General features: G+C 41.6%; 19 protein-coding genes. 18 read left to right on the top strand and 1 reads right to left on the bottom strand.

What is annotated here, in order from left to right; translation table 11 throughout:
- Positions 1-15: 15 nt before the first annotated feature.
- The 10 genes from parE (at position 16) to FFM57_RS02975 (ending at position 13,744) form a co-directional block, all read left to right on the top strand.
- Complete coding sequence (parE, locus tag FFM57_RS03020; protein WP_246023367.1) at positions 16-2,145, top strand: DNA topoisomerase IV subunit B; 2,130 nt, start codon at positions 16-18, stop codon at positions 2,143-2,145.
- 3 nt (positions 2,146-2,148) lie between these two features.
- Complete coding sequence (gene parC / locus FFM57_RS03015; RefSeq protein WP_137599038.1) at positions 2,149-4,620, top strand: DNA topoisomerase IV subunit A; 2,472 nt, start codon at positions 2,149-2,151, stop codon at positions 4,618-4,620.
- Between the two features lie 397 nt (positions 4,621-5,017).
- Positions 5,018-7,303 (top strand): formate C-acetyltransferase, encoded by a 2,286-nt coding sequence (pflB, locus tag FFM57_RS03010; protein WP_137599037.1) that lies wholly within the window; start codon positions 5,018-5,020, stop codon positions 7,301-7,303.
- Between the two features lie 130 nt (positions 7,304-7,433).
- A complete protein-coding gene (pflA, locus tag FFM57_RS03005) occupies positions 7,434-8,240 on the top strand; it encodes a pyruvate formate-lyase-activating protein (RefSeq protein ID WP_137599036.1) in 807 nt (268 codons plus the stop codon).
- A gap of 119 nt (positions 8,241-8,359) precedes the next feature.
- The gene (locus FFM57_RS03000; protein ID WP_137599035.1) at positions 8,360-9,286 is read left to right on the top strand and encodes a manganese-dependent inorganic pyrophosphatase; all 927 of its coding nucleotides are present in this window, start codon (positions 8,360-8,362) and stop codon (positions 9,284-9,286) included.
- Between the two features lie 70 nt (positions 9,287-9,356).
- Complete coding sequence (locus tag FFM57_RS02995) at positions 9,357-9,974, top strand: HD domain-containing protein (RefSeq protein WP_137599034.1); 618 nt, start codon at positions 9,357-9,359, stop codon at positions 9,972-9,974.
- Positions 9,959-10,870, top strand: coding sequence for a DUF1803 domain-containing protein (locus tag FFM57_RS02990; RefSeq protein WP_137599033.1), 912 nt, complete (start codon positions 9,959-9,961; stop codon positions 10,868-10,870). The genes FFM57_RS02995 and FFM57_RS02990 overlap by 16 nt, the downstream gene beginning before the upstream one ends.
- Before the next feature lie 22 nt (positions 10,871-10,892).
- Positions 10,893-11,096 carry a DUF4649 family protein gene (locus FFM57_RS02985; RefSeq protein ID WP_137599032.1) on the top strand — a complete coding sequence of 68 codons (204 nt, stop codon included), beginning with the start codon at positions 10,893-10,895 and terminating at the stop codon, positions 11,094-11,096.
- Between the two features lie 169 nt (positions 11,097-11,265).
- Positions 11,266-13,161 carry an acyltransferase family protein gene (locus FFM57_RS02980; protein WP_137599031.1) on the top strand — a complete coding sequence of 632 codons (1,896 nt, stop codon included), beginning with the start codon at positions 11,266-11,268 and terminating at the stop codon, positions 13,159-13,161.
- A gap of 73 nt (positions 13,162-13,234) precedes the next feature.
- Positions 13,235-13,744 (top strand): flavodoxin, encoded by a 510-nt coding sequence (locus FFM57_RS02975; protein ID WP_137599030.1) that lies wholly within the window; start codon positions 13,235-13,237, stop codon positions 13,742-13,744.
- A 44-nt stretch (positions 13,745-13,788) separates the two neighbouring features.
- Here the strand turns inward: FFM57_RS02975 and FFM57_RS02970 are convergent, their stop codons facing one another.
- The gene (locus FFM57_RS02970) at positions 13,789-14,049 is read right to left on the bottom strand and encodes a hypothetical protein (RefSeq protein ID WP_137599029.1); all 261 of its coding nucleotides are present in this window, start codon (positions 14,047-14,049) and stop codon (positions 13,789-13,791) included.
- A 125-nt stretch (positions 14,050-14,174) separates the two neighbouring features.
- On the opposite strand from FFM57_RS02970, the gene FFM57_RS02965 reads away from it, so the two are divergent.
- The 8 genes from FFM57_RS02965 (at position 14,175) to FFM57_RS02930 (ending at position 18,152) form a co-directional block, all read left to right on the top strand.
- Entirely contained in the window at positions 14,175-14,660 is a 486-nt protein-coding gene (locus tag FFM57_RS02965; RefSeq protein WP_137599028.1) for an NUDIX hydrolase, read from the top strand.
- Positions 14,653-14,937, top strand: coding sequence for a DUF3977 family protein (locus tag FFM57_RS02960; RefSeq protein ID WP_137599027.1), 285 nt, complete (start codon positions 14,653-14,655; stop codon positions 14,935-14,937). The genes FFM57_RS02965 and FFM57_RS02960 overlap by 8 nt, the downstream gene beginning before the upstream one ends.
- Positions 14,938-14,987: 50 nt before the next feature.
- Entirely contained in the window at positions 14,988-15,176 is a 189-nt protein-coding gene (locus tag FFM57_RS02955) for a hypothetical protein (RefSeq protein WP_137599026.1), read from the top strand.
- Between the two features lie 106 nt (positions 15,177-15,282).
- Positions 15,283-15,732, top strand: coding sequence for a GNAT family N-acetyltransferase (locus FFM57_RS02950; RefSeq protein WP_137599025.1), 450 nt, complete (start codon positions 15,283-15,285; stop codon positions 15,730-15,732).
- Between the two features lie 7 nt (positions 15,733-15,739).
- Positions 15,740-16,465 (top strand): carbon-nitrogen hydrolase family protein, encoded by a 726-nt coding sequence (locus tag FFM57_RS02945; protein WP_137599024.1) that lies wholly within the window; start codon positions 15,740-15,742, stop codon positions 16,463-16,465.
- A gap of 6 nt (positions 16,466-16,471) precedes the next feature.
- Positions 16,472-16,939 carry an NUDIX hydrolase gene (locus FFM57_RS02940; RefSeq protein WP_137599023.1) on the top strand — a complete coding sequence of 156 codons (468 nt, stop codon included), beginning with the start codon at positions 16,472-16,474 and terminating at the stop codon, positions 16,937-16,939.
- Between the two features lie 23 nt (positions 16,940-16,962).
- Positions 16,963-17,568, top strand: a complete 606-nt coding sequence (locus FFM57_RS02935; protein ID WP_137599022.1) for an HAD-IA family hydrolase — start codon at positions 16,963-16,965, stop codon at positions 17,566-17,568.
- Positions 17,569-17,588: 20 nt separating this feature from the next.
- A complete protein-coding gene (locus FFM57_RS02930; protein WP_137599021.1) occupies positions 17,589-18,152 on the top strand; it encodes a histidine phosphatase family protein in 564 nt (187 codons plus the stop codon).
- Positions 18,153-18,158: the final 6 nt, after the last annotated feature.

Genomic DNA, 18,158 nt, shown 5'->3' with positions numbered 1-18,158 from the left:
AAAGGAGAAATGACTGTGGTAGCTAAAAAACAAGAATATAATGACGACAGCATTCAAGTCCTTGAAGGGCTGGAAGCTGTCCGTAAGCGTCCCGGAATGTATATCGGTTCCACCGACCATCGGGGCTTACACCATTTAGTATATGAAATCGTGGATAATGCTGTCGATGAAGCTTTATCCGGTTACGGCAATGAAATAGATGTTGTCCTTTATTCTGATGGTTCCTTAGGGGTGAAAGACTACGGGCGCGGAATGCCAGTAGGGATGCACGCTTCAGGTATTCCCACCGTAGAAGTTATTTTTACGGTCTTACACGCCGGCGGGAAATTTGGTCAAGGCGGCTATAAGACTTCTGGTGGCTTACACGGTGTAGGGGCTAGTGTCGTGAACGCTCTTTCTACTTGGTTAACCGTGCGAATCGTCCGTGAGGGCGTCTTATACGAAGAAAAATTTGTCGATGGTGGCAAACCCCACGGCACGTTGAAAAAAATAGGTAAGACCAAAGAGCGCAACGGTACGGAAGTACGTTTCATGCCGGATAAAACTATTTTTTCCACGATTCGTTTTTCTTATGAAACCTTAGAAGAACGCTTGCGAGAATCCGCCTTCTTATTAAAAGGCGTCAAAATTACTCTTAAAGATTTACGTGGCGAAGAACCTAAAGAAGATATCTTCCAATACGAAGAAGGCATCAAAGAGTTCGTGAGCTACTTGAACGAAGAAAAAGACGCCTTAACGCCGGTGATTTATTTTGACGGGGAAAAAGAAGGTATGGAAGTCGAGTGTGCGTTAGAGTATAACGATGGCTATTCGGAAACGGTCTTGAGTTTCGTCAATAACGTTCGTACTAAAGATGGGGGAACCCATGAAGTCGGCATGAAAACGTCTTTAACTAAAGCGTTTAATGAGTACGCCAGAAAAGCAGGACTCTTAAAGGAAAAAGATAAAAACTTAGAAGGTTCCGATTTTAGGGAAGGTTTAACCGCTGTCTTATCCGTGCGTGTGCCGGAGCATCTTTTACAATTTGAAGGTCAAACAAAAGAAAAATTAGGAACGCCCATTGCCCGAAGCATCGTGGATGGCGTCGTGGGGGAACAACTTTCTTTTTACCTGCAAGAAAATGGCGATGTGGCTCAACTTTTAGTGAAGAAAGCTTTAAAAGCGCGGGAAGCAAGAGAAGCTGCCCGCAAAGCACGGGAAGAAAGCCGGACGGGGAAAAAGAAAAAGAAAGGGGAATCCCTCCTTTCAGGTAAGCTCACACCGGCGCAGTCTAAAAACCCTAAGCGCAATGAACTTTTCTTAGTGGAAGGGGATTCCGCTGGCGGCTCAGCAAAGCAAGGACGTGATCGCAAGTTCCAAGCGATTTTGCCTTTGCGGGGGAAAGTCATTAACACGGAAAAGGCCAAACTCCAAGATATTTTAAAAAATGAAGAAATCAATACGATGATTTATACGATTGGCGCAGGCGTTGGTCCAGAGTTCACCGTTGACGATGCCAATTACGACAAAGTCATTATCATGACGGATGCCGATACCGATGGCGCCCACATTCAAGTCTTATTGTTAACCTTCTTTTATCGGTATATGAAACCGTTAATTGAAGCGGGGAAAGTCTATATCGCCTTAGCACCCCTTTACAAAGTGCAAAAAGGGGTCGGCGCCAAAGCCCAAATCGAATACGCCTGGACAGAAGACGAATTAGGTGACATTACTCAACGTTTTGGTAAAGGATACCAATTGCAACGATACAAAGGGCTAGGAGAAATGAACGCTGAACAACTTTGGGAAACTACCATGAATCCTGAAAGTCGGACTTTAATCCGCGTACGGATTGATGATGCTGCCAAAGCAGAACGACGGGTAGCGACATTAATGGGGGACAAAGTAGAACCTCGGCGGAAATGGATTGAAAGTCACGTGGCTTTCACCTTGGAAGAAGAAGGTTCGATTTTAGAAAATCAAGAAGAATTAGCTTATCAAGATGATCCTGAAGTACCCGTTGAAACGGCGACATCATCTGAAGAAGTCACTTCAGCAATAACGGAGACACCAACAACAAAAGCACCAGCCGCCACGCCAACTTTCAGCGAAGAAGACGTGGATAATTTTGAAACATTTTCATTATTTGATTTAGAGGAGGAGTAGCCGATGAAACGTGCCAACGACATTAAAGATTTAAACTTAGAAGATGTCATGGGAGATCGCTTTGGCCGCTACTCCAAGTACATCATTCAAGAGCGCGCCTTACCTGACATTCGTGACGGTTTAAAACCAGTGCAACGGCGCATTTTATTTGCCATGCACCAAGATGGCAATACTTTTGACAAACCTTTTAGAAAATCAGCGAAATCAGTGGGGAATATCATGGGGAATTACCATCCCCATGGGGACTCCAGTATTTATGAAGCCATGGTGCGCATGAGCCAAAATTGGAAGTTGCGGGAAGTTTTGATTGAAATGCACGGTAATAACGGTTCCATGGATGGGGATCCTCCTGCAGCGATGCGTTACACGGAAGCGCGCCTTTCCAAACTTTCGACAGAATTATTAGCCGATATCGATAAAGAAACCGTCGATTTAGTCTGGAACTTTGACGATTCAGAAAAAGAACCTACAGTTTTACCGGCGGCATTTCCTAACTTGTTAGTCAACGGTTCTACTGGAATTTCTGCCGGTTACGCTACGGAAATTCCCACCCATAACTTAGGCGAAGTGATTGACGGGGCGATTTATTTAGTAGATCATCCTACAGCGAGCCTAGAAAAATTGATGGAATTTATTCCGGGACCTGATTTTCCTACCGGCGGCATTTTACAAGGTAAAAATGAATTACGTCACGCCTATGAAACGGGCCGCGGTAAAGCAATTTTGCGCTCGCAAACAGCCATTGAGTCCATTAAAGGGGCCAAACAGCAAATCGTCATTACTGAAATTCCTTATGAAGTCAATAAAGCAGTGCTAGTGAAACGAATGGATGAAATTCGTTTGAATAAAAAAATTGACGGGATTGCTGAAGTGCGGGACGAATCCGACCGGACAGGGTTGCGCATCGTGGTAGAACTGAAAAAAGAAGCTAATAGTGAGGGTATTTTAAATTACCTCTTGAAAAATACCGACTTACAAATTAATTACAACTTCAATATGGTGGCTATTGACGAAAAAGCACCCCGGCAAGTAGGCTTGAAAAAAATTCTACAAAGCTATTTGACCCACCGTCGCGACGTCATTAAACGGCGGAGTATCTTTGAGTTGTCTAAAGCGCAAAAACGGCAACATATCGTGGCAGGTTTAATGAAGGCTCTTTCGATTCTCGATGAAGTCATCCAAATTATTCGCGGCAGTAAAGATAAAAAAGATGCTAAATTAAATTTAATTCAAGAATTTCAATTTAGTGAAGAGCAAGCCGAAGCCATCGTCACCATGATGCTTTATCGTTTGACCAACACCGACATTACGCTTTTACAAAAAGAAGATCACGAGCTGCAAGAAGAGATTAGTAAGCTACAATTAATTATTGAAAATCCTAGCGAGTTGGATCACTTACTGAAAAAAGAATTGCGGCAAATTCGGAAAACATACGCTACGCCACGCTTAACCGTGATTCAAAACGAAATTGAAGAAATCAAAATTGAAACAGAAATTTTAGTGGCCTCAGAAGATGTGATGGTGACCGTCTCCCATGAAGGTTATCTCAAACGAACTTCCCTACGCTCGGTGGCAGCGTCTAACTTCAATGAAGTAGGATTAAAGGAAGGGGATCGCTTGCTCTTTGCCCAAGAGTTAAACACCCTCGATCATCTGTTACTCTTTACGACCCATGGTAATGTCATCTACCGACCAGTTTATGATTTGCCTGATTTAAAATGGAAAGACCTAGGAGAACATATTTCGCAAACCATTAACGGCTTAAGTCTGGATGAAGAAATCTTGCAAGTGGTGGGCTATCATCAGTTGGCCCAACAGCGTCTGGTCTTCATTACTAAAAATGGTCTCATTAAGCAAACGGAATTAAAAGAGTTTGCACCATGGCGGACTTATAAGACAAAAAGCACCCAAGGAATCAAGCTAAAAGACAATGACATTTTGCAAAATATTATTTTTCTCACTACAGAGGAAGAATTGGATGTTTTACTGGTTACTTATCGCGGTTTTGCACTGCGTTATCCATTGGCCGAAGTCCCCGTAGTCGGGGCGAAAGCTAGTGGTGTGAAATCCATCAACTTGAAACCTGAAGATTATGTCGTCAATGGCATCTTGTTGGAAGCGCAAGGGGATACACCAGTAGTCATGGTGACACAACGAGGCGCTACCAAAAAATTCTTAGGGCAGATTATTGATCCCTTGAGTCGCGCCAAACGAGGCTTAATGGTCTTAAAAGAATTAAAGAAAAATCCGCATCGTGTTGTGTTCTTTGATTCGGTACAAAATAATGATCAAGTTTTCACAATCATTAGTGGTAAAGGGCAAGAAGTTACCTTTACACCAGAGGACCTAACCTTCAGCGAACGCACTAGTAACGGGAGTTTCTTACTGGATGAGAAACAAGTTGGCCCGGTGATGAGTGTTTTAACGCCAGCCATCCTCAAAGAAAACACAAAAGATTCGGATTCTCAGTTATAAATTCTAATTGAGAATGAGCTAGTTTCTCGTCATATTTTGGTGAGAAACTAGCTCTTCTTTTATGGAAAAGGGCGGTTTAATGCATTTTAGGACCATAGAGTGGAAACGGTTTCCACTGTTGTATATCTTTGACAGTTTTCACTAGCTGTTTTAATACAGGGAGGTGGAAAAATAACACAGATTTCCTTAATTTTTTCATAAAAACACTTGGTATAAAATTAACTTCACAAGAGACAATCCTTTATATACCAAGGGATTTAACGATTCTCAAGGAAATATTTGAAAAAAAGTCAACAAACTTGAGGAATTGCACTTGCAATCCATTACCTTTGTGTTATACTTTACTCGTAAACCTGTTACATATGAGTGATCATATACTTTTAAGGAGGTCTCATTAATGGGAATTGCAAAAGAATTAGAAAAAATGTCAAATGTTGACAAACCCGCTTGGGCTGGTTTCAAAGGTCATCTTTGGAAAACAGAAATCAACACGCGTGATTTTATCCAAGCTAACTACACTCCATATGAAGGCGATGCTAGCTTCTTAGCTGAACCAACTGCAGCAACAAGCAAATTATGGAAAACGCTCCAAGGATTACAAAAACAAGAACGCGCTAATGGCGGTGTCTTGGACATGGAAGCTGACGTCGTATCTGCTGCTGACGCATATGGTGCTGGTTACATTGCTGAAGACTTAAAAGACGAAGAAAAGATTGTTGGTATCCAAACTGACAAACCTTTAAAACGTGCTTTCATGCCTTATGGTGGTATCCGGATGGCTGAAGAAGCTTTAGAAAACTACGGCTACAAACCAAATCCAGAATTACACAAAGTCTTTACTAAATATCATAAAACGCATAACCAAGGTGTTTTTGATGTTTACACTCCAGAAATTCGCGCTGCTCGTCGTAACAAAATCATCACAGGTCTTCCTGATACTTACGGCCGCGGACGTATCGTAGGGGATTACCGTCGTGTTGCTTTATACGGTATCGACTACTTAATGGAACAAAAATTCAACGACCATGAAAACTGTGGTCACGGTCAATTCACTGACGAAGATATTCGTTTACGTGAAGAAATCACTGACCAATACAATGCTTTAAAACGCATGAAAACAATGGCTGCAGCTTACGGCTTTGATATTTCTCGCCCAGCTGAAAACGCTCAAGAAGCAGTTCAATGGACTTACTTCGGTTACTTGGCTGCCATTAAAGAACAAAACGGTGCTGCAATGTCTATCGGCCGTATTTCCGCATTCTTAGATTGCTATATCCAACGCGATATCGAAAACGGAACATTGACTGAAGAAGGCGCTCAAGAATTAATCGACCACTTAGTAATGAAATTACGGATGGTTAAATTTGCGCGGATTACTTCTTACAACGAATTATTCTCAGGTGACCCTGTTTGGGCTACTTTATCTATCGCTGGTATGGGGATTGACGGACGTACTTTAACAACTAAAAATGACTTCCGTTTCTTACGTACTTTACAAAACATGGGACCATCTCCAGAACCAAACTTGACTGTTCTTTATTCTTCTCGTTTACCAGAAGGCTTCAAAGAATATGCTGCTAAAATCTCTGTAGAAACTTCTTCTATCCAATACGAAAACGACGATGCAATGCGTCCATTCTGGTTAGATGACTACGCAATTTGTTGCTGTGTATCTGCTACGCAAACTGGTAAAGAAATGCAATTCTTCGGTGCTCGTGCTAACTTAGCTAAAGCTTTGTTATATGCGATCAACGGTGGGGTTGATGAAAAATCTAAAGTTCAAGTTGGACCTTCTTACCGTCCAATCACTTCTGAAGTCCTAGACTTTGAAGAAGTTATGGCCCGTTATGATGACATGATGGAATGGTTAGCTGGGATGTACGTTAACGTATTGAACGCTATTCACTTCATGCATGATAAATACTTCTACGAAGCAGCTGAACTTGCTTTGATGGATACTAACTTGAAACGTACTTTTGCAACTGGTATCGCTGGTTTCTCTCACGTAGTTGACTCTTTATCCGCTATTAAATACGCTAAAGTTTCTACTGTCCGTGACGAAAATGGTATCGTTGTAGATTACAAGATTGATGGGGACTTCCCTAAATATGGTAACGATGACGAACGTGCCGATGAAATCGCTGTTTGGTTGTTGAAGACCTTCTTAGAAAAATTGGAACACTACCATACTTACCGTGATTCCGAACCTACAACTTCTATTCTGACCATTACTTCTAACGTTGTTTATGGTAAAGCTACTGGTGCTCTTCCTGATGGACGTGCCGCTGGCGAACCTTTAGCTCCAGGGGCTAACCCATCTTACGGTGCTGAACAATCTGGTTTACTTGCTTCCTTGAACTCCTTGACTAAATTGCCTTACGAATATGCTTTGGATGGTATTTCTAATACCCAAAGTATTAATCCTGATGCTTTAGGTCATGACGAAGATGAACAAGTAGAAAACTTAGTAAACGTCTTGAACGGTTACTTTGACAAAGGCGCTCACCATTTGAACGTGAACGTATTTGGTAAAGAAAAACTTGTTGACGCTATGGAACATCCAGAAAAAGAAGAGTACGCTAACTTCACAATTCGGGTTTCCGGTTATGCCGTTAAATTTATCGACTTAACTCGTGAACAACAATTGGATGTTATCTCCCGTACTTTCCACGATCATATGTAATAAGTTCTAACTAGAGGCGGATGGGGGCGTAACAGTTCCCACCGCTTCTTCTTTTTTAAATGTATGTAGTTGCTGTTAAGCGCAGCTTTAAAAAGTTGACGCTACACTGTACAGAAAGGGGAAAGATGTCATGTCTGCCCAAGTTAAATCTGTTCCTGTCAATGAAAATAATGAAGTTTTAGGGAATGTCCATTCCATTGAAAGCTTCGGTTCTGTTGATGGTCCTGGCGTACGTTTTATCGTCTTTATGCAAGGCTGTCAAATGCGTTGTCAATTCTGTCACAATCCCGACACTTGGCGTTTAAAAAATCCTAAAGCAAAACTGCGGACTGCAGATGATGTTTTAGACGAAGCCCTAAAGTATAAAAGCTATTGGGGTAAAAAAGGTGGCTTAACTGTTTCTGGTGGCGAGCCTTTATTACAAATTGACTTTCTGATTGACCTGTTTAAAAAAGCAAAAGCACGGGGCGTCAATACAACAATTGATACGTGTGGTCAACCGTTTACTTACGAAGAACCCTTCTTTTCTAAATTTAAAGAGTTAATGGAATATACCGACCTCTTGTTGTTTGATATTAAACATATCGATGCAGAAGGTCACAAACGTTTAACCGGTCATACCAACGAAAATATCTTAGCAATGGCTAAATATTTATCCGATACCGGTAAACCAGTTTGGATTCGTCACGTTTTGGTGCCTGAACGGAGCGACTATGATGAATTTCTAGTGCGCTTAGATGCTTTCATTAAGACCTTGCATAACGTGGATAAAGTAGAAATTTTGCCTTACCACACGATGGGTAAATACAAATGGGAACAACTAGGGATTGACTATCCACTGGAAGGAATTGATCCACCAACTAAAGAACGCGTGTTAAATGCTCAAAAAATCTTACACACCACTGATTACCAAGGCTATAAGACACGTGTCTTCTAATAGGCAACAATATTGAAGAAGGGAAGCTAGCTGATAGCTTCCTCTCTTTTTTTAGAGAAATTCTTTTAAAGCGCGCTAAAATTTGCTATGATAGATTAGGAAAATAAAGGAGTGAAATCATGTCAAAATCATTAATTTTTGGTCACCAAAATCCCGATACTGACGCGATTGGCGCAGCGATTGCGTACAGCTATTTACAAAACGAATTAGGCCACGACACCGAGGCTGTTGCTTTAGGCGCACCTAGTGAAGAAACCCAGTTTGCTTTAGATTACTTTGGCGTTGCCGCACCACGCGTGATTGAAAAAGCCAGCACAGAAGTAGAAACCGTCATGTTAGTGGATCACAATGAATTTCAACAATCGGTAGCCGACATTGAAGATGTTGTGGTAACTCATGTTGTCGATCACCACCGGATTGCTAACTTTCAAACCGCTAATCCGCTATATTATCGCGCTGAACCAGTGGGTTGTACGTCGACTATTTTATTTAAAATGTTCAAAGAAGGCGGCGTAACGATTCCTAAAGAAATCGCCGGCATGTTAGTGTCCGCCATTATTTCCGATACCCTCTTGTTTAAATCTCCAACCTGCACCCCAGAAGACAAAAGTGCAGCTACCGGTCTAGCAGTTTATGCCGACATCGACTTAGAAGAGTACGGCTTAGACATGTTAAAAGCTGGGACAAACTTAAGTGCTAAATCAGAAGCAGACTTGTTAGACCTTGATGCGAAAAGTTTCCCAATGGGGGGCAAAAATATCCGCATTGCTCAAGTCAATACGGTAGACTTAGACGAAGTCAAAGCACGGAAAGAGGCATTACTTGCTGCCATGAAGGACAGCAACGCTACTAATGGCTATGACTTGTTTATCTTAGTCGTAACTAATATTTTAACCAGCAATTCTTTATTAATCGTTGAAGGTAGTGACTTAGACAAAGTAGAAGCTGCTTTTGGCGTGACGTTAGTGGAACAAGAAGCAGACCTTGCTGGGGTTGTTTCTCGGAAAAAACAAGTTGTACCACCACTAACCAATGCTTTTGCCTAAAAAATAAATTAAAAAAGTACCTGTGGCGTGAGCTACAGGTCTTTTTTAAACAAATAAAAGAGGTGTCTATTTGACCATTGATTTTAAAGAAGTAGAAGCTTGGGTGGCCAGTTTTTTTGCAAGCGACAACTCCGGCCACGATCTCGCCCATATCTTGCGGGTTGTCAGCAATAGTCAAAAAATTGGTAAATTGGAAGGCTTAACACCAGCAGAATTACACGATGCACGTTTACTAGCTTATTTACATGAGATGTTAGATAAAAAGTTTTTTCCAGATGCCGATTTAGCCCACCAGCAACTGGTTACGCAATTAACAAAGTGGAATATTGTCGGTGAAGAACAAGAAAAATTAATAACTAGTATCGGGCAAATTTCTTTTAGTAAACGGCTTCCTGATAATCCAGTCTCTCTAATCGTCAAAGTTGTCCAAGATGCCGATTTACTAGAAGCCATTGGGGCCATTGGTATCGCCCGTACCTTTATGTACGGCGCTACCCGCAATACACCAATCTATGACGAAAAAAAAGTTGGCGTACCTAATAGCTCCATCATTCAACACTTTTACGACAAGCTATTGAAAATTAGCGGACTTATGAGTACCGCTGGTGGTCAAAAGTTAGCCGAAAAACCCCAAGCCTTTATGGAGAGTTTCCTAGAGGAGTTTTACCGGGAATGGGAGGGCCGCTAATGCTTTATTTGCCGCAAGGGACCTCGAAAAATATTCGCAACTTTTTTCCGGAACTACACGCCTACTTGTTACAACATCCAGCAGTCATTTTACGGGAATTAAAACAACAGTTTCCTCATGTCCCGAAGTTTGATCAAACGTTAGATGAATTAGTAGCTCGTAACTGGGTAAAGCGGCAAGACCGCCGCTACACGAGTCAAATAGCGAGTTGGCCGCAAGATTTGGTGGCTCACACTTATCTGGAACCAATCGTTGCAGAAATTATTGCTGAAATCCCTCCTAAGACCACGTTAGAGGCTTTATGGGCTAGTCTACCGGTAATTGAACCTACCGAACCGCTAGCCGCACCAGCGGACGTTATTGCCAGTTGGCGGCAAGACCAAGTAAGTCAAACCGTGTTGGAAAGTCGCTACGGCGTACTGACTTATCAAAATGCTTTACCGCAAACCACCATCGTCAATTTTTTTAGCAACCCACAAGCCACCGCTACCTTACAAGAAATTTATCAGTTAATTGGAGACGTCACTGTCGATTATTATCTAGATCAAGCGCTCCCTAAAATTTTTCGAGCGCAAGGGAAAAACTTAAAGGAAGGCCGCCGCGATATTTTCACGGAATCCCTAGTCCTTTTTGGTCTTTTAACGCCGGAATTAACAGCAACGGTTGTCCCCAGCATCCAACCTACCACAACAACAAGTTTAACGAATGTGCAGGCGAGATTTAATCAAGCAGCGCAAAAAATCGCGGCCACCTTTCCTCAAGCTGTCAGTCAACAATTAATGGTCCTTTTACGAGGGCAAATAGTTGCCGCAGCTTTAAAAATGGGGTATTTTAATCAAGAAGTTAGCGGTGATTTAGCCGGTAGCTGGCACATTACTAAAATTTTTAAAATCTAGTTTGAGGAAAGGAACACCAATCATGTTAAAATTCGCGTATAGTCAAGATGGCCAAAATTTTCAATGGGCTGAGTATGCTAAAGCCAGTGATTTTGTTGCCGCGCAATTTAAAGAGGTGCCTGATTTACAAGATTATTTGAAAGTAAAAGAAATCACTGTGGATGGCGTCGCTGTAGACTTACCCGACGCAACAGTGGGGGGATTATTTAATTACCTTAACGCTTAAGAGTAAAGAGCTAAACAAAAGGTGTCTTCCTCGGAAGAGGAGATGCCTTTTTGTTACTGAAAGTCGCACTTAAGCAAACTTATAAAAACCTTAGATAATTCCAACTTTCTTCTTGTTTGCCAATCCTTTATACTGGGAACAAATAATAGAGAAAGAGTGACGCCTAGCTATGAAAAAGATTCCAACACCATCATCGCCGCCAAGACATCTCACTAGTTTGGATGCTTTTCGCGGCATCGCCGTTATGGGCGTTTTAGGCTATCATTTACTACCTAATGCTCTGCCGGGTGGCTTTCTTGGGGTAGTCCTCTTTTTAGTCTTAAGTGGCTATCTTTTAACTAGTCACTTTTTAAAAGAAATCAAAGACACCCAAACTTTTCAATTTCGCCGCTACTTCTGGAAGCGAGTCAAAGGGATTTACCCTGCATTACTGATGGTTTTAGCTTTTAGCATTTTATATCTTACTTTTTTTGCACCGCAACTTTATACTTCAGCTAAGGTTTCCGGCAGCGTATTTAGTACCCTCTTACTAGGGAATAACTGGTGGCAAATCGCTACTGGTAGTTCTTATTTTGCCGGACTAACGCCATTTACCCATTTATGGTACATTGGGGTCATCGGCCAATTATATCTTCTTTTGCCTTTGCTCTTATTTATTTTACACAAATATTTTCCTAAAAAAGGGCAGCACGTTGCTATTTTATTAGGTCTAACGGGAATCTCCGCCTTATTGATGGGGCTCCTTTACAATCCGCAAGATATTACGCGTGTTTATTACGGAACCGACACCCGCGCTTTTGGTTTGCTTTTAGGGATGGTCTTGGCTTATCTTTGGCCACAGCACCGTTTGAAAGAACAATTAAAGCCTGTTGCGCGCCAATTAATTGACATCCTTGGTCTCGTTAGCTTACTAGCAATAATCGCCAGCTTCTGGTGGTTCCACGATCACGACAGCTCTTTATATCACGGAGGCTTTCTGTTTTTCAGCCTACTAGCTTGTCTGAACATCGCGATGTTGGTGCATCCAGGCAGTGATTTTAATCGCTGGGGCAATACGCGTTATTGGCGTTTTCTTGGTAAGCACAGCTACACGCTGTACTTGGTTCAATATCCGGTAATGATTTTTTACGAGAGCAGCGTAAAAAATTTAGCCAATCATTTGTATCTTCATGCCCTGATTGAAGTGTTGTTGATTCTGATAGTTACCGTCTTCATTGATGGCTTATTAGCGCGTAAAAAGACGCGGCAACAACGTAAAATACAATTAATCGTAAATACTCTTTTAGTCTTGGGAGCGACAATCGTTTTAGCTATGCCACCAAAAGTCGCTGCTGATACGCAAAAAGAAGAATTGGAACAAATTTTAAAAGAAAACGCGAGTCTCAATGCGCAAGAAGTAAGTAGTGATACCAGTAGTTCCACTACAGCAAACAGTACAACAGCGACAACTTCCTCATCAGTAGAAGGGACTAGTGATTCCACCGTAGCCACAACCACCACGACCTCATCTACGACAAATCCGGTTGATAGCCCACTAGCTACCTTAGCGCAAACCTACAGCATCACAGTGGAACAGGCGGAAAAAGCGCAAAGCTTACCTGTGACGGCAGTAGGGGATTCGGTAATTCTCGCGGCAGCGAAACCCCTAAAGGAAGTCTTTCCTAATTTGCTTTTAGATGGGGAAGTGGGACGCCAACTTTATAATAGTGCCGAAGTATTGCAAGCCTTAGCTAACAGTGGTCAGTTGAAGGAGACCGTCATTTTGTCTCTAGGAACCAACGGACTTTTTCGGCAAGATCACTTTGATGAATTAATGGCGGTCATTGGTTCAACGCGGCAAGTCTATGTCATTACAGTGCGCGCGCCATCAGTGAAAGCACAAAATCAAATTAACGACTTACTAAAGGCGCAACCAAGTAAATACAGTAACGTTCATGTCATTGACTGGTATAGTGCCAGTAATGCCCATGACGATTGGTTTTATGATGATGGTATTCACGCTAATAAAGAAGGAGCTATTTACTATACAAAACTAGTAGTGGATAGTATTTTGCCACCAAATTAAAAAATTGTAGCGTAAAGATTGGTTGCGAGTTCTTTACTAATCTTTGCGCTTTTTAGTTAGAAAGGATCTGAAGATGGAAGTAATTCTTTATTTTTCCAACGCTGGTGAAGCTTTTGCCGGCGGAAAACAAGTCCAACTTACGGTGGGAAACACCGCTAAAATTGCCCAACAAATTCATCAAAAGACGCAAGCACTACTCTTGGAGATTCAAACAGTAGTGCCTTATCCTCAAGCTTATCAAGCGACTTTACAACGAGCACGGCAAGAAAAAGAGGACCAAACTTGCCCAGCAATTTTGCCCCTTACACTACCACAAGATGTAACGCGTCTTTATTTAGGTTTTCCCAATTGGTATCGCAGTTTACCCCTCGCGGTAGTAGGCTGCTTAAAAGCGTTATCTTTAGCCGAGGTTGAAATTGTTCCTTTTTGCACCCATGAAGGAAGTGGCTTTGGGACTGCCCTAACTGAATTAGCCAGTTTGCTCCCTGATAACCCCATCTTAAAGGAATTTAGTTGCTACGGTTCTAAAGTTGATGACGCTACAACCCAAGCTGAACTTCTAACCTGGTTGAAAACATTATAAAAAACAAAAAAACGCGCTGAATTATTTTTTTCAGAGCATTTTTTTTAATGGAGAGCTGTTTTGTTTTTCAGATGATATTGATAGACTTGACTATCTAAGACGCAAAAACGTTTGACAATAAACTGATGCCGTTTGTTCCAATCACCCCCAAGAATCACCGTGCTGCCAGGGGTAACTTCAGCTAAAAAGTTAAGGGCATCGCGGGCTACGAGACAATTAACACTGTCAATTTGACAGTATAACAACGGGTGCGGGTTTAATTTTAACATTTTCACTTTAGCGGCCGTTCCACGAATGGTTTCCATAGCACGCCCTCCTTTCTTTATTTTTATTATACGAACAAACGTTCCTGTTGTAAAGCGAAAACAGATTAGTCAAAATTATGCTACAATACATTTAAATTTAGCAGCTGAAAAGGGGAGTCTTAGGAATGGGGAGAGAAGATTACGTTAGCGGTTTGCGCAAGTTAGTCGGTTCACGACCGCTAATTTTAAATGGTTCGATTGTCATTATTAAAGATGCTGTCGGGCGCATTTTATTACAACAACGGCAAAGTCCGAGAGGGTGGTGGGGTTTACCTGGCGGCTTGATGGAACTAGGGGAGAGTACCGAAGAAACTGTGCGTCGGGAAGTTTTTGAAGAGACAGGGTTAACCTTAGGAGTGGTAAAACTAGTCAATGTTTATTCCGGCAAAGATTATTTTGTGCGGGTTGTGGAAAATGGCGATGAATTTTACGTTGTGACAACGCTTTATGAGACACAAGAGTTCAGTGGTGAACTTTCGGTGCACGATGAAGAATCCCTGGGGTTTCGTTGGTTAACGCCGGCAGAAATTGCCCCGTTAACGATTGTCCATTCCCAAAGAAAATTATTAGAAGAATACTTGGATAAGTTGGAGAAAAAGGCTGATGCCTAAACAATTTGTCGAATACGGCTTTGACTTAGATCAGCATCCTTTAGGTTTTGGTGTTAGTACCGAAATCGAATATCCCGATGGTCATGAGACACGGCAAAAAGGACGCCAGCCTTTTAAAAAGATTGACGAACTATACTTGCGTTTTTGGTTGGGTTATCACGTTTTTGTGGTTAGTACCAAAGGATGCCGTCATACTAAGAAAAAGCGGCGCAATTTTAAAATTCTTTTCGGTCTAAGTGGTGAGAAAGATTTCAGACCAAAGTCTGATTTTTTTTAGGTGCAGATTGGGTATGATTAAAGCAAGTTAAGGAAAAGGAGGTACAGCCGATGCTTGCCAAAAATATTCACCGTCTTATGCTATTATTGACCTTTATTGTATTAGGAATTACTTATTATTTGGACTTTTCAGGTTTTGTCATGGTGCTACTCATTAGCTTGCCCGCTTCACTTACGGGTTATCTCTTTGCTAAACACGACGCCCATCTCTCGGTAGAATCCTTTAAAAAACAGTATTAACGATTCCTCTTTAAAATCATCAGCCGCAGCTGGTGATTTTTTATTTTGAAAAAATTTTTTCATGCGTCTTGTGCTATACTGGGAGCAATAAGTTAGGAGGTCCACAATGATGGAAATTAAGCAATACGAAATTGACAATCAGCAAGAAGTCATCCAGCTTATCCAACAAGCGATTCGTCAAGTGAGTGCAGCCGATTACACTGCCGCACAAATTAAGGCGTGGGCGAGCTTTGATCCGCAAAAATGGCAGACGTCAGTAGCACAGCACCAGGCTCTCGTGATGTGGGAGCAGCAAAAGATTGTCGGCTTTGCCGACATGGCTTTTGATGGCTATCTGGATCATCTTTTCGTACACCCGGCCTACTTGCGGCAGGGAATTGCGCAACGACTGGTTGAAGCTTTAGAAAATGACGTTAAAGCTCAACAATATACTACCTACGCCTCCATTACAGCACGACCATTTTTTAGCGCCCAAGGCTATCATGTCTTACGAGAAAATATTGCCGAAAGTCGGGGCGAAAAATTTTTGAATTATTATATGATAAAAAGGGGGTAAGGAAACAATGCGTTTAATCCTAACAGCAGCACCAATGTTGAATAATCAAATGGCAACGAATCTTACTACCGTGACGACCTTAGCCTATAAATACCAACACCAAGGAATTGATTTTCTTTGCTTTGGTGAAGCGTATCTCCAAGGATTTGATGGTCTAACTTGGACGGCGGCAACTGACTACGAGCGGGCGATAACACTTACCAGTCAAGAGTTGCAAGCCTTGCAACAACTGGCCAGAACCTGCGAGCTTGGTCTAGCATTAGGGTATTACGAAAAAGAAAACACCAAAATTTATAGCGCTTATGTCGTGATAGATGCTACCGGAAATATTTTAGGCAACTATCGGCGCATTTCTCGCGGTTGGAAGATCGCCACTGCTGACAACCAAATTTATCGCCACCATGACAGCCAAGTAGTAAGCTTTGATTATCGTGGTAAAAAGGTAGGCCTCGGACTATGCGGTGACTTTTGGGTCAATCCTCAGCTTTTTGCCGCCGAAAAGGCTGACATGTATTTGTGGCCCGTTTATACGGATTATAGTGTAGCCACTTGGCAAGAAAGTGCCCGAGGAGAATACGCTGCGCAAGCACAACTAGTCGGCGAGAATGTTTGCCTAATTAATTCCTTCTGCCTTGAAAAAGGAGCCCTTGGTGGCAGTACCTATTTTAAAGCTGGTAAAATCTTTCAGGAGCTACCTTTAGGTGAAGTCGGCGAACTTTTGGTGGAGGTATAGTAGGAAATGGCAGATTATATTCGAGAGATTCGCAGCTTAGTTGGTAAGCGCAAAATAATTTTAAATTTTGTAGGTGCCTGTGTCTTCAATGATTGCGGAGAAGTTTTACTTCAACGTCGTAGCGATAAAAATAAATGGGGATTTCCTGGTGGAGCCGTGGAACTTGGGGAATCCTTAGAGGAAACTTTGTTACGGGAGCTAGCGGAAGAAACTGGTTTATATGGACAATGTCAACAATTGGTCGGTATCTACTCAAAATATACGGATACGTATCCAAACGGTGACAGCTGTCAGCCTATCACGCATTTATTTCAAGTTAAAATTATTAGTGGTACCTTAATTTTAAAGAATGAAGAATCCTTAGAATTGAAATTTTTCCCCTTAAATGCTTTTCCTTCGTTAGTTAATCAGCAACACCAAGACATGTATCAAGACGTATTACGGGGACTAGACCACGCACCATTTTTTCATTAATAAACTAACGAGGAGGGAAAAAGATGATTAGTTTTATTTGGGATTTGGATGGCACTTTAGTTGATTCTTATGAAGTTATTTTGCAATCTTTAGCAGAAGCGTTTGATTTTTTTCACTTGGACTTTGACTATACTTCAGTAAAACAAATTATTTTAGAACAGTCTGTGGTGTACTTTTTGACCGAGACTGCGCTAAAAAACAATTTATCTTACGATTTGCTAAAGAATTATTTTTCTAAGCTAAATAAAGCAAAGGTTGACGAGCTCACCCTGATGGTTGGTGCAGAAGAAGTTTTAACTTGGACTAAGGAAAAGGGTATTCAAAATTTCATTTATACGCATAAAAGTGCTACTGCTTTAACGCTGTTAAAAAAATTAAATATTGATCATTATTTCGCGGAAGTTATTACTAGCGCTGCTGGCTTTCAACGGAAACCGCACCCGGAAGCTATTGATTATCTGATAACTAAATATCGATTGAAAAGAGAAGAAACTTACTATATTGGCGACCGACCACTAGATCATCAAGTGGCTCTAAATAGCAAGATACAAAGCGTTAATTTAGCTGTAAAAAATTCCGAAAATAACAGTGCGATTGATAAGTTAGCTGACATAATGGATCTTTTTTAAGAAAATATGAGGTACAAAACATGCGAAAAATCTACTTCGTGCGCCACGCGGAAAGAGACACTAGCGTCCAAGATGATACACTAGCACCTTTAACGACAGCCGGCCAAATCGCCGCTGACCAACTAGCCATTTACTTTCAAAATAAAAAAATTACTGCCATTTACACTTCACCATTAACCCGAGGGAAAGAGACGATTTTACCCACCGCTAAGGCGCTGCATTTACCCTTGCAAGAAGTTGCTGCTCTCAAAGAACGTAAAGTAGGGGCATGGGTAGCCGACTTCAAAGCTTTTACCCAACAACAATGGCGTGACTTTACGTATCACTTGTCAGAGGGGGAGTCTCTCCATGCCGTTTTGCAACGTATTCTACCGCAGTATCAACAAATTTTGCTTAACTCGAAAGGAAATATCATCATCGTTGGCCACGGTACCGCCTTGTCCGTACTTTTTCATGCATTAACTGGCGGGAAATTTTCCTACGAAGATTTTTGCCAGCTCCAACAACCTGATGTGTTAGTAGCGTGTTATGATGAAAAACAGCAATTTATCCGCCTTACTCATGAAAATAGCCTGACAAAGTAGTTTTAG

The organism is Enterococcus nangangensis (assembly GCF_005405245.1).
Taxonomy (GTDB): Bacteria; Bacillota; Bacilli; order Lactobacillales; family Enterococcaceae; genus Enterococcus_J; species Enterococcus_J nangangensis.
This window is presented reverse-complemented; position numbering and strand designations above follow the sequence as displayed.

Bases quoted from the DNA above. Each gene is read 5' to 3' on its own strand.
- FFM57_RS03000 (WP_137599035.1), top strand. From the start codon at position 8,360: ATGTCAAAATCATTAATTTTTGGTCACCAAAATCCCGATACTGACGCG.
- FFM57_RS02985 (WP_137599032.1), top strand. From the start codon at position 10,893: ATGTTAAAATTCGCGTATAGTCAAGATGGCCAAAATTTTCAATGGGCT.
- FFM57_RS02930 (WP_137599021.1), top strand. From the start codon at position 17,589: ATGCGAAAAATCTACTTCGTGCGCCACGCGGAAAGAGACACTAGCGTC.
- FFM57_RS02950 (WP_137599025.1), top strand. From the start codon at position 15,283: ATGATGGAAATTAAGCAATACGAAATTGACAATCAGCAAGAAGTCATC.
- FFM57_RS02970 (WP_137599029.1), bottom strand. From the start codon at position 14,049: ATGGAAACCATTCGTGGAACGGCCGCTAAAGTGAAAATGTTAAAATTA.
- FFM57_RS02975 (WP_137599030.1), top strand. From the start codon at position 13,235: ATGGAAGTAATTCTTTATTTTTCCAACGCTGGTGAAGCTTTTGCCGGC.
- FFM57_RS02990 (WP_137599033.1), top strand. From the start codon at position 9,959: ATGGGAGGGCCGCTAATGCTTTATTTGCCGCAAGGGACCTCGAAAAAT.
- FFM57_RS02940 (WP_137599023.1), top strand. From the start codon at position 16,472: ATGGCAGATTATATTCGAGAGATTCGCAGCTTAGTTGGTAAGCGCAAA.
- FFM57_RS02935 (WP_137599022.1), top strand. From the start codon at position 16,963: ATGATTAGTTTTATTTGGGATTTGGATGGCACTTTAGTTGATTCTTAT.
- FFM57_RS02980 (WP_137599031.1), top strand. From the start codon at position 11,266: ATGAAAAAGATTCCAACACCATCATCGCCGCCAAGACATCTCACTAGT.
- pflA (WP_137599036.1), top strand. From the start codon at position 7,434: ATGTCTGCCCAAGTTAAATCTGTTCCTGTCAATGAAAATAATGAAGTT.
- FFM57_RS02945 (WP_137599024.1), top strand. From the start codon at position 15,740: ATGCGTTTAATCCTAACAGCAGCACCAATGTTGAATAATCAAATGGCA.
- parC (WP_137599038.1), top strand. From the start codon at position 2,149: ATGAAACGTGCCAACGACATTAAAGATTTAAACTTAGAAGATGTCATG.
- FFM57_RS02965 (WP_137599028.1), top strand. From the start codon at position 14,175: ATGGGGAGAGAAGATTACGTTAGCGGTTTGCGCAAGTTAGTCGGTTCA.
- FFM57_RS02955 (WP_137599026.1), top strand. From the start codon at position 14,988: ATGCTTGCCAAAAATATTCACCGTCTTATGCTATTATTGACCTTTATT.
- FFM57_RS02960 (WP_137599027.1), top strand. From the start codon at position 14,653: ATGCCTAAACAATTTGTCGAATACGGCTTTGACTTAGATCAGCATCCT.
- pflB (WP_137599037.1), top strand. From the start codon at position 5,018: ATGGGAATTGCAAAAGAATTAGAAAAAATGTCAAATGTTGACAAACCC.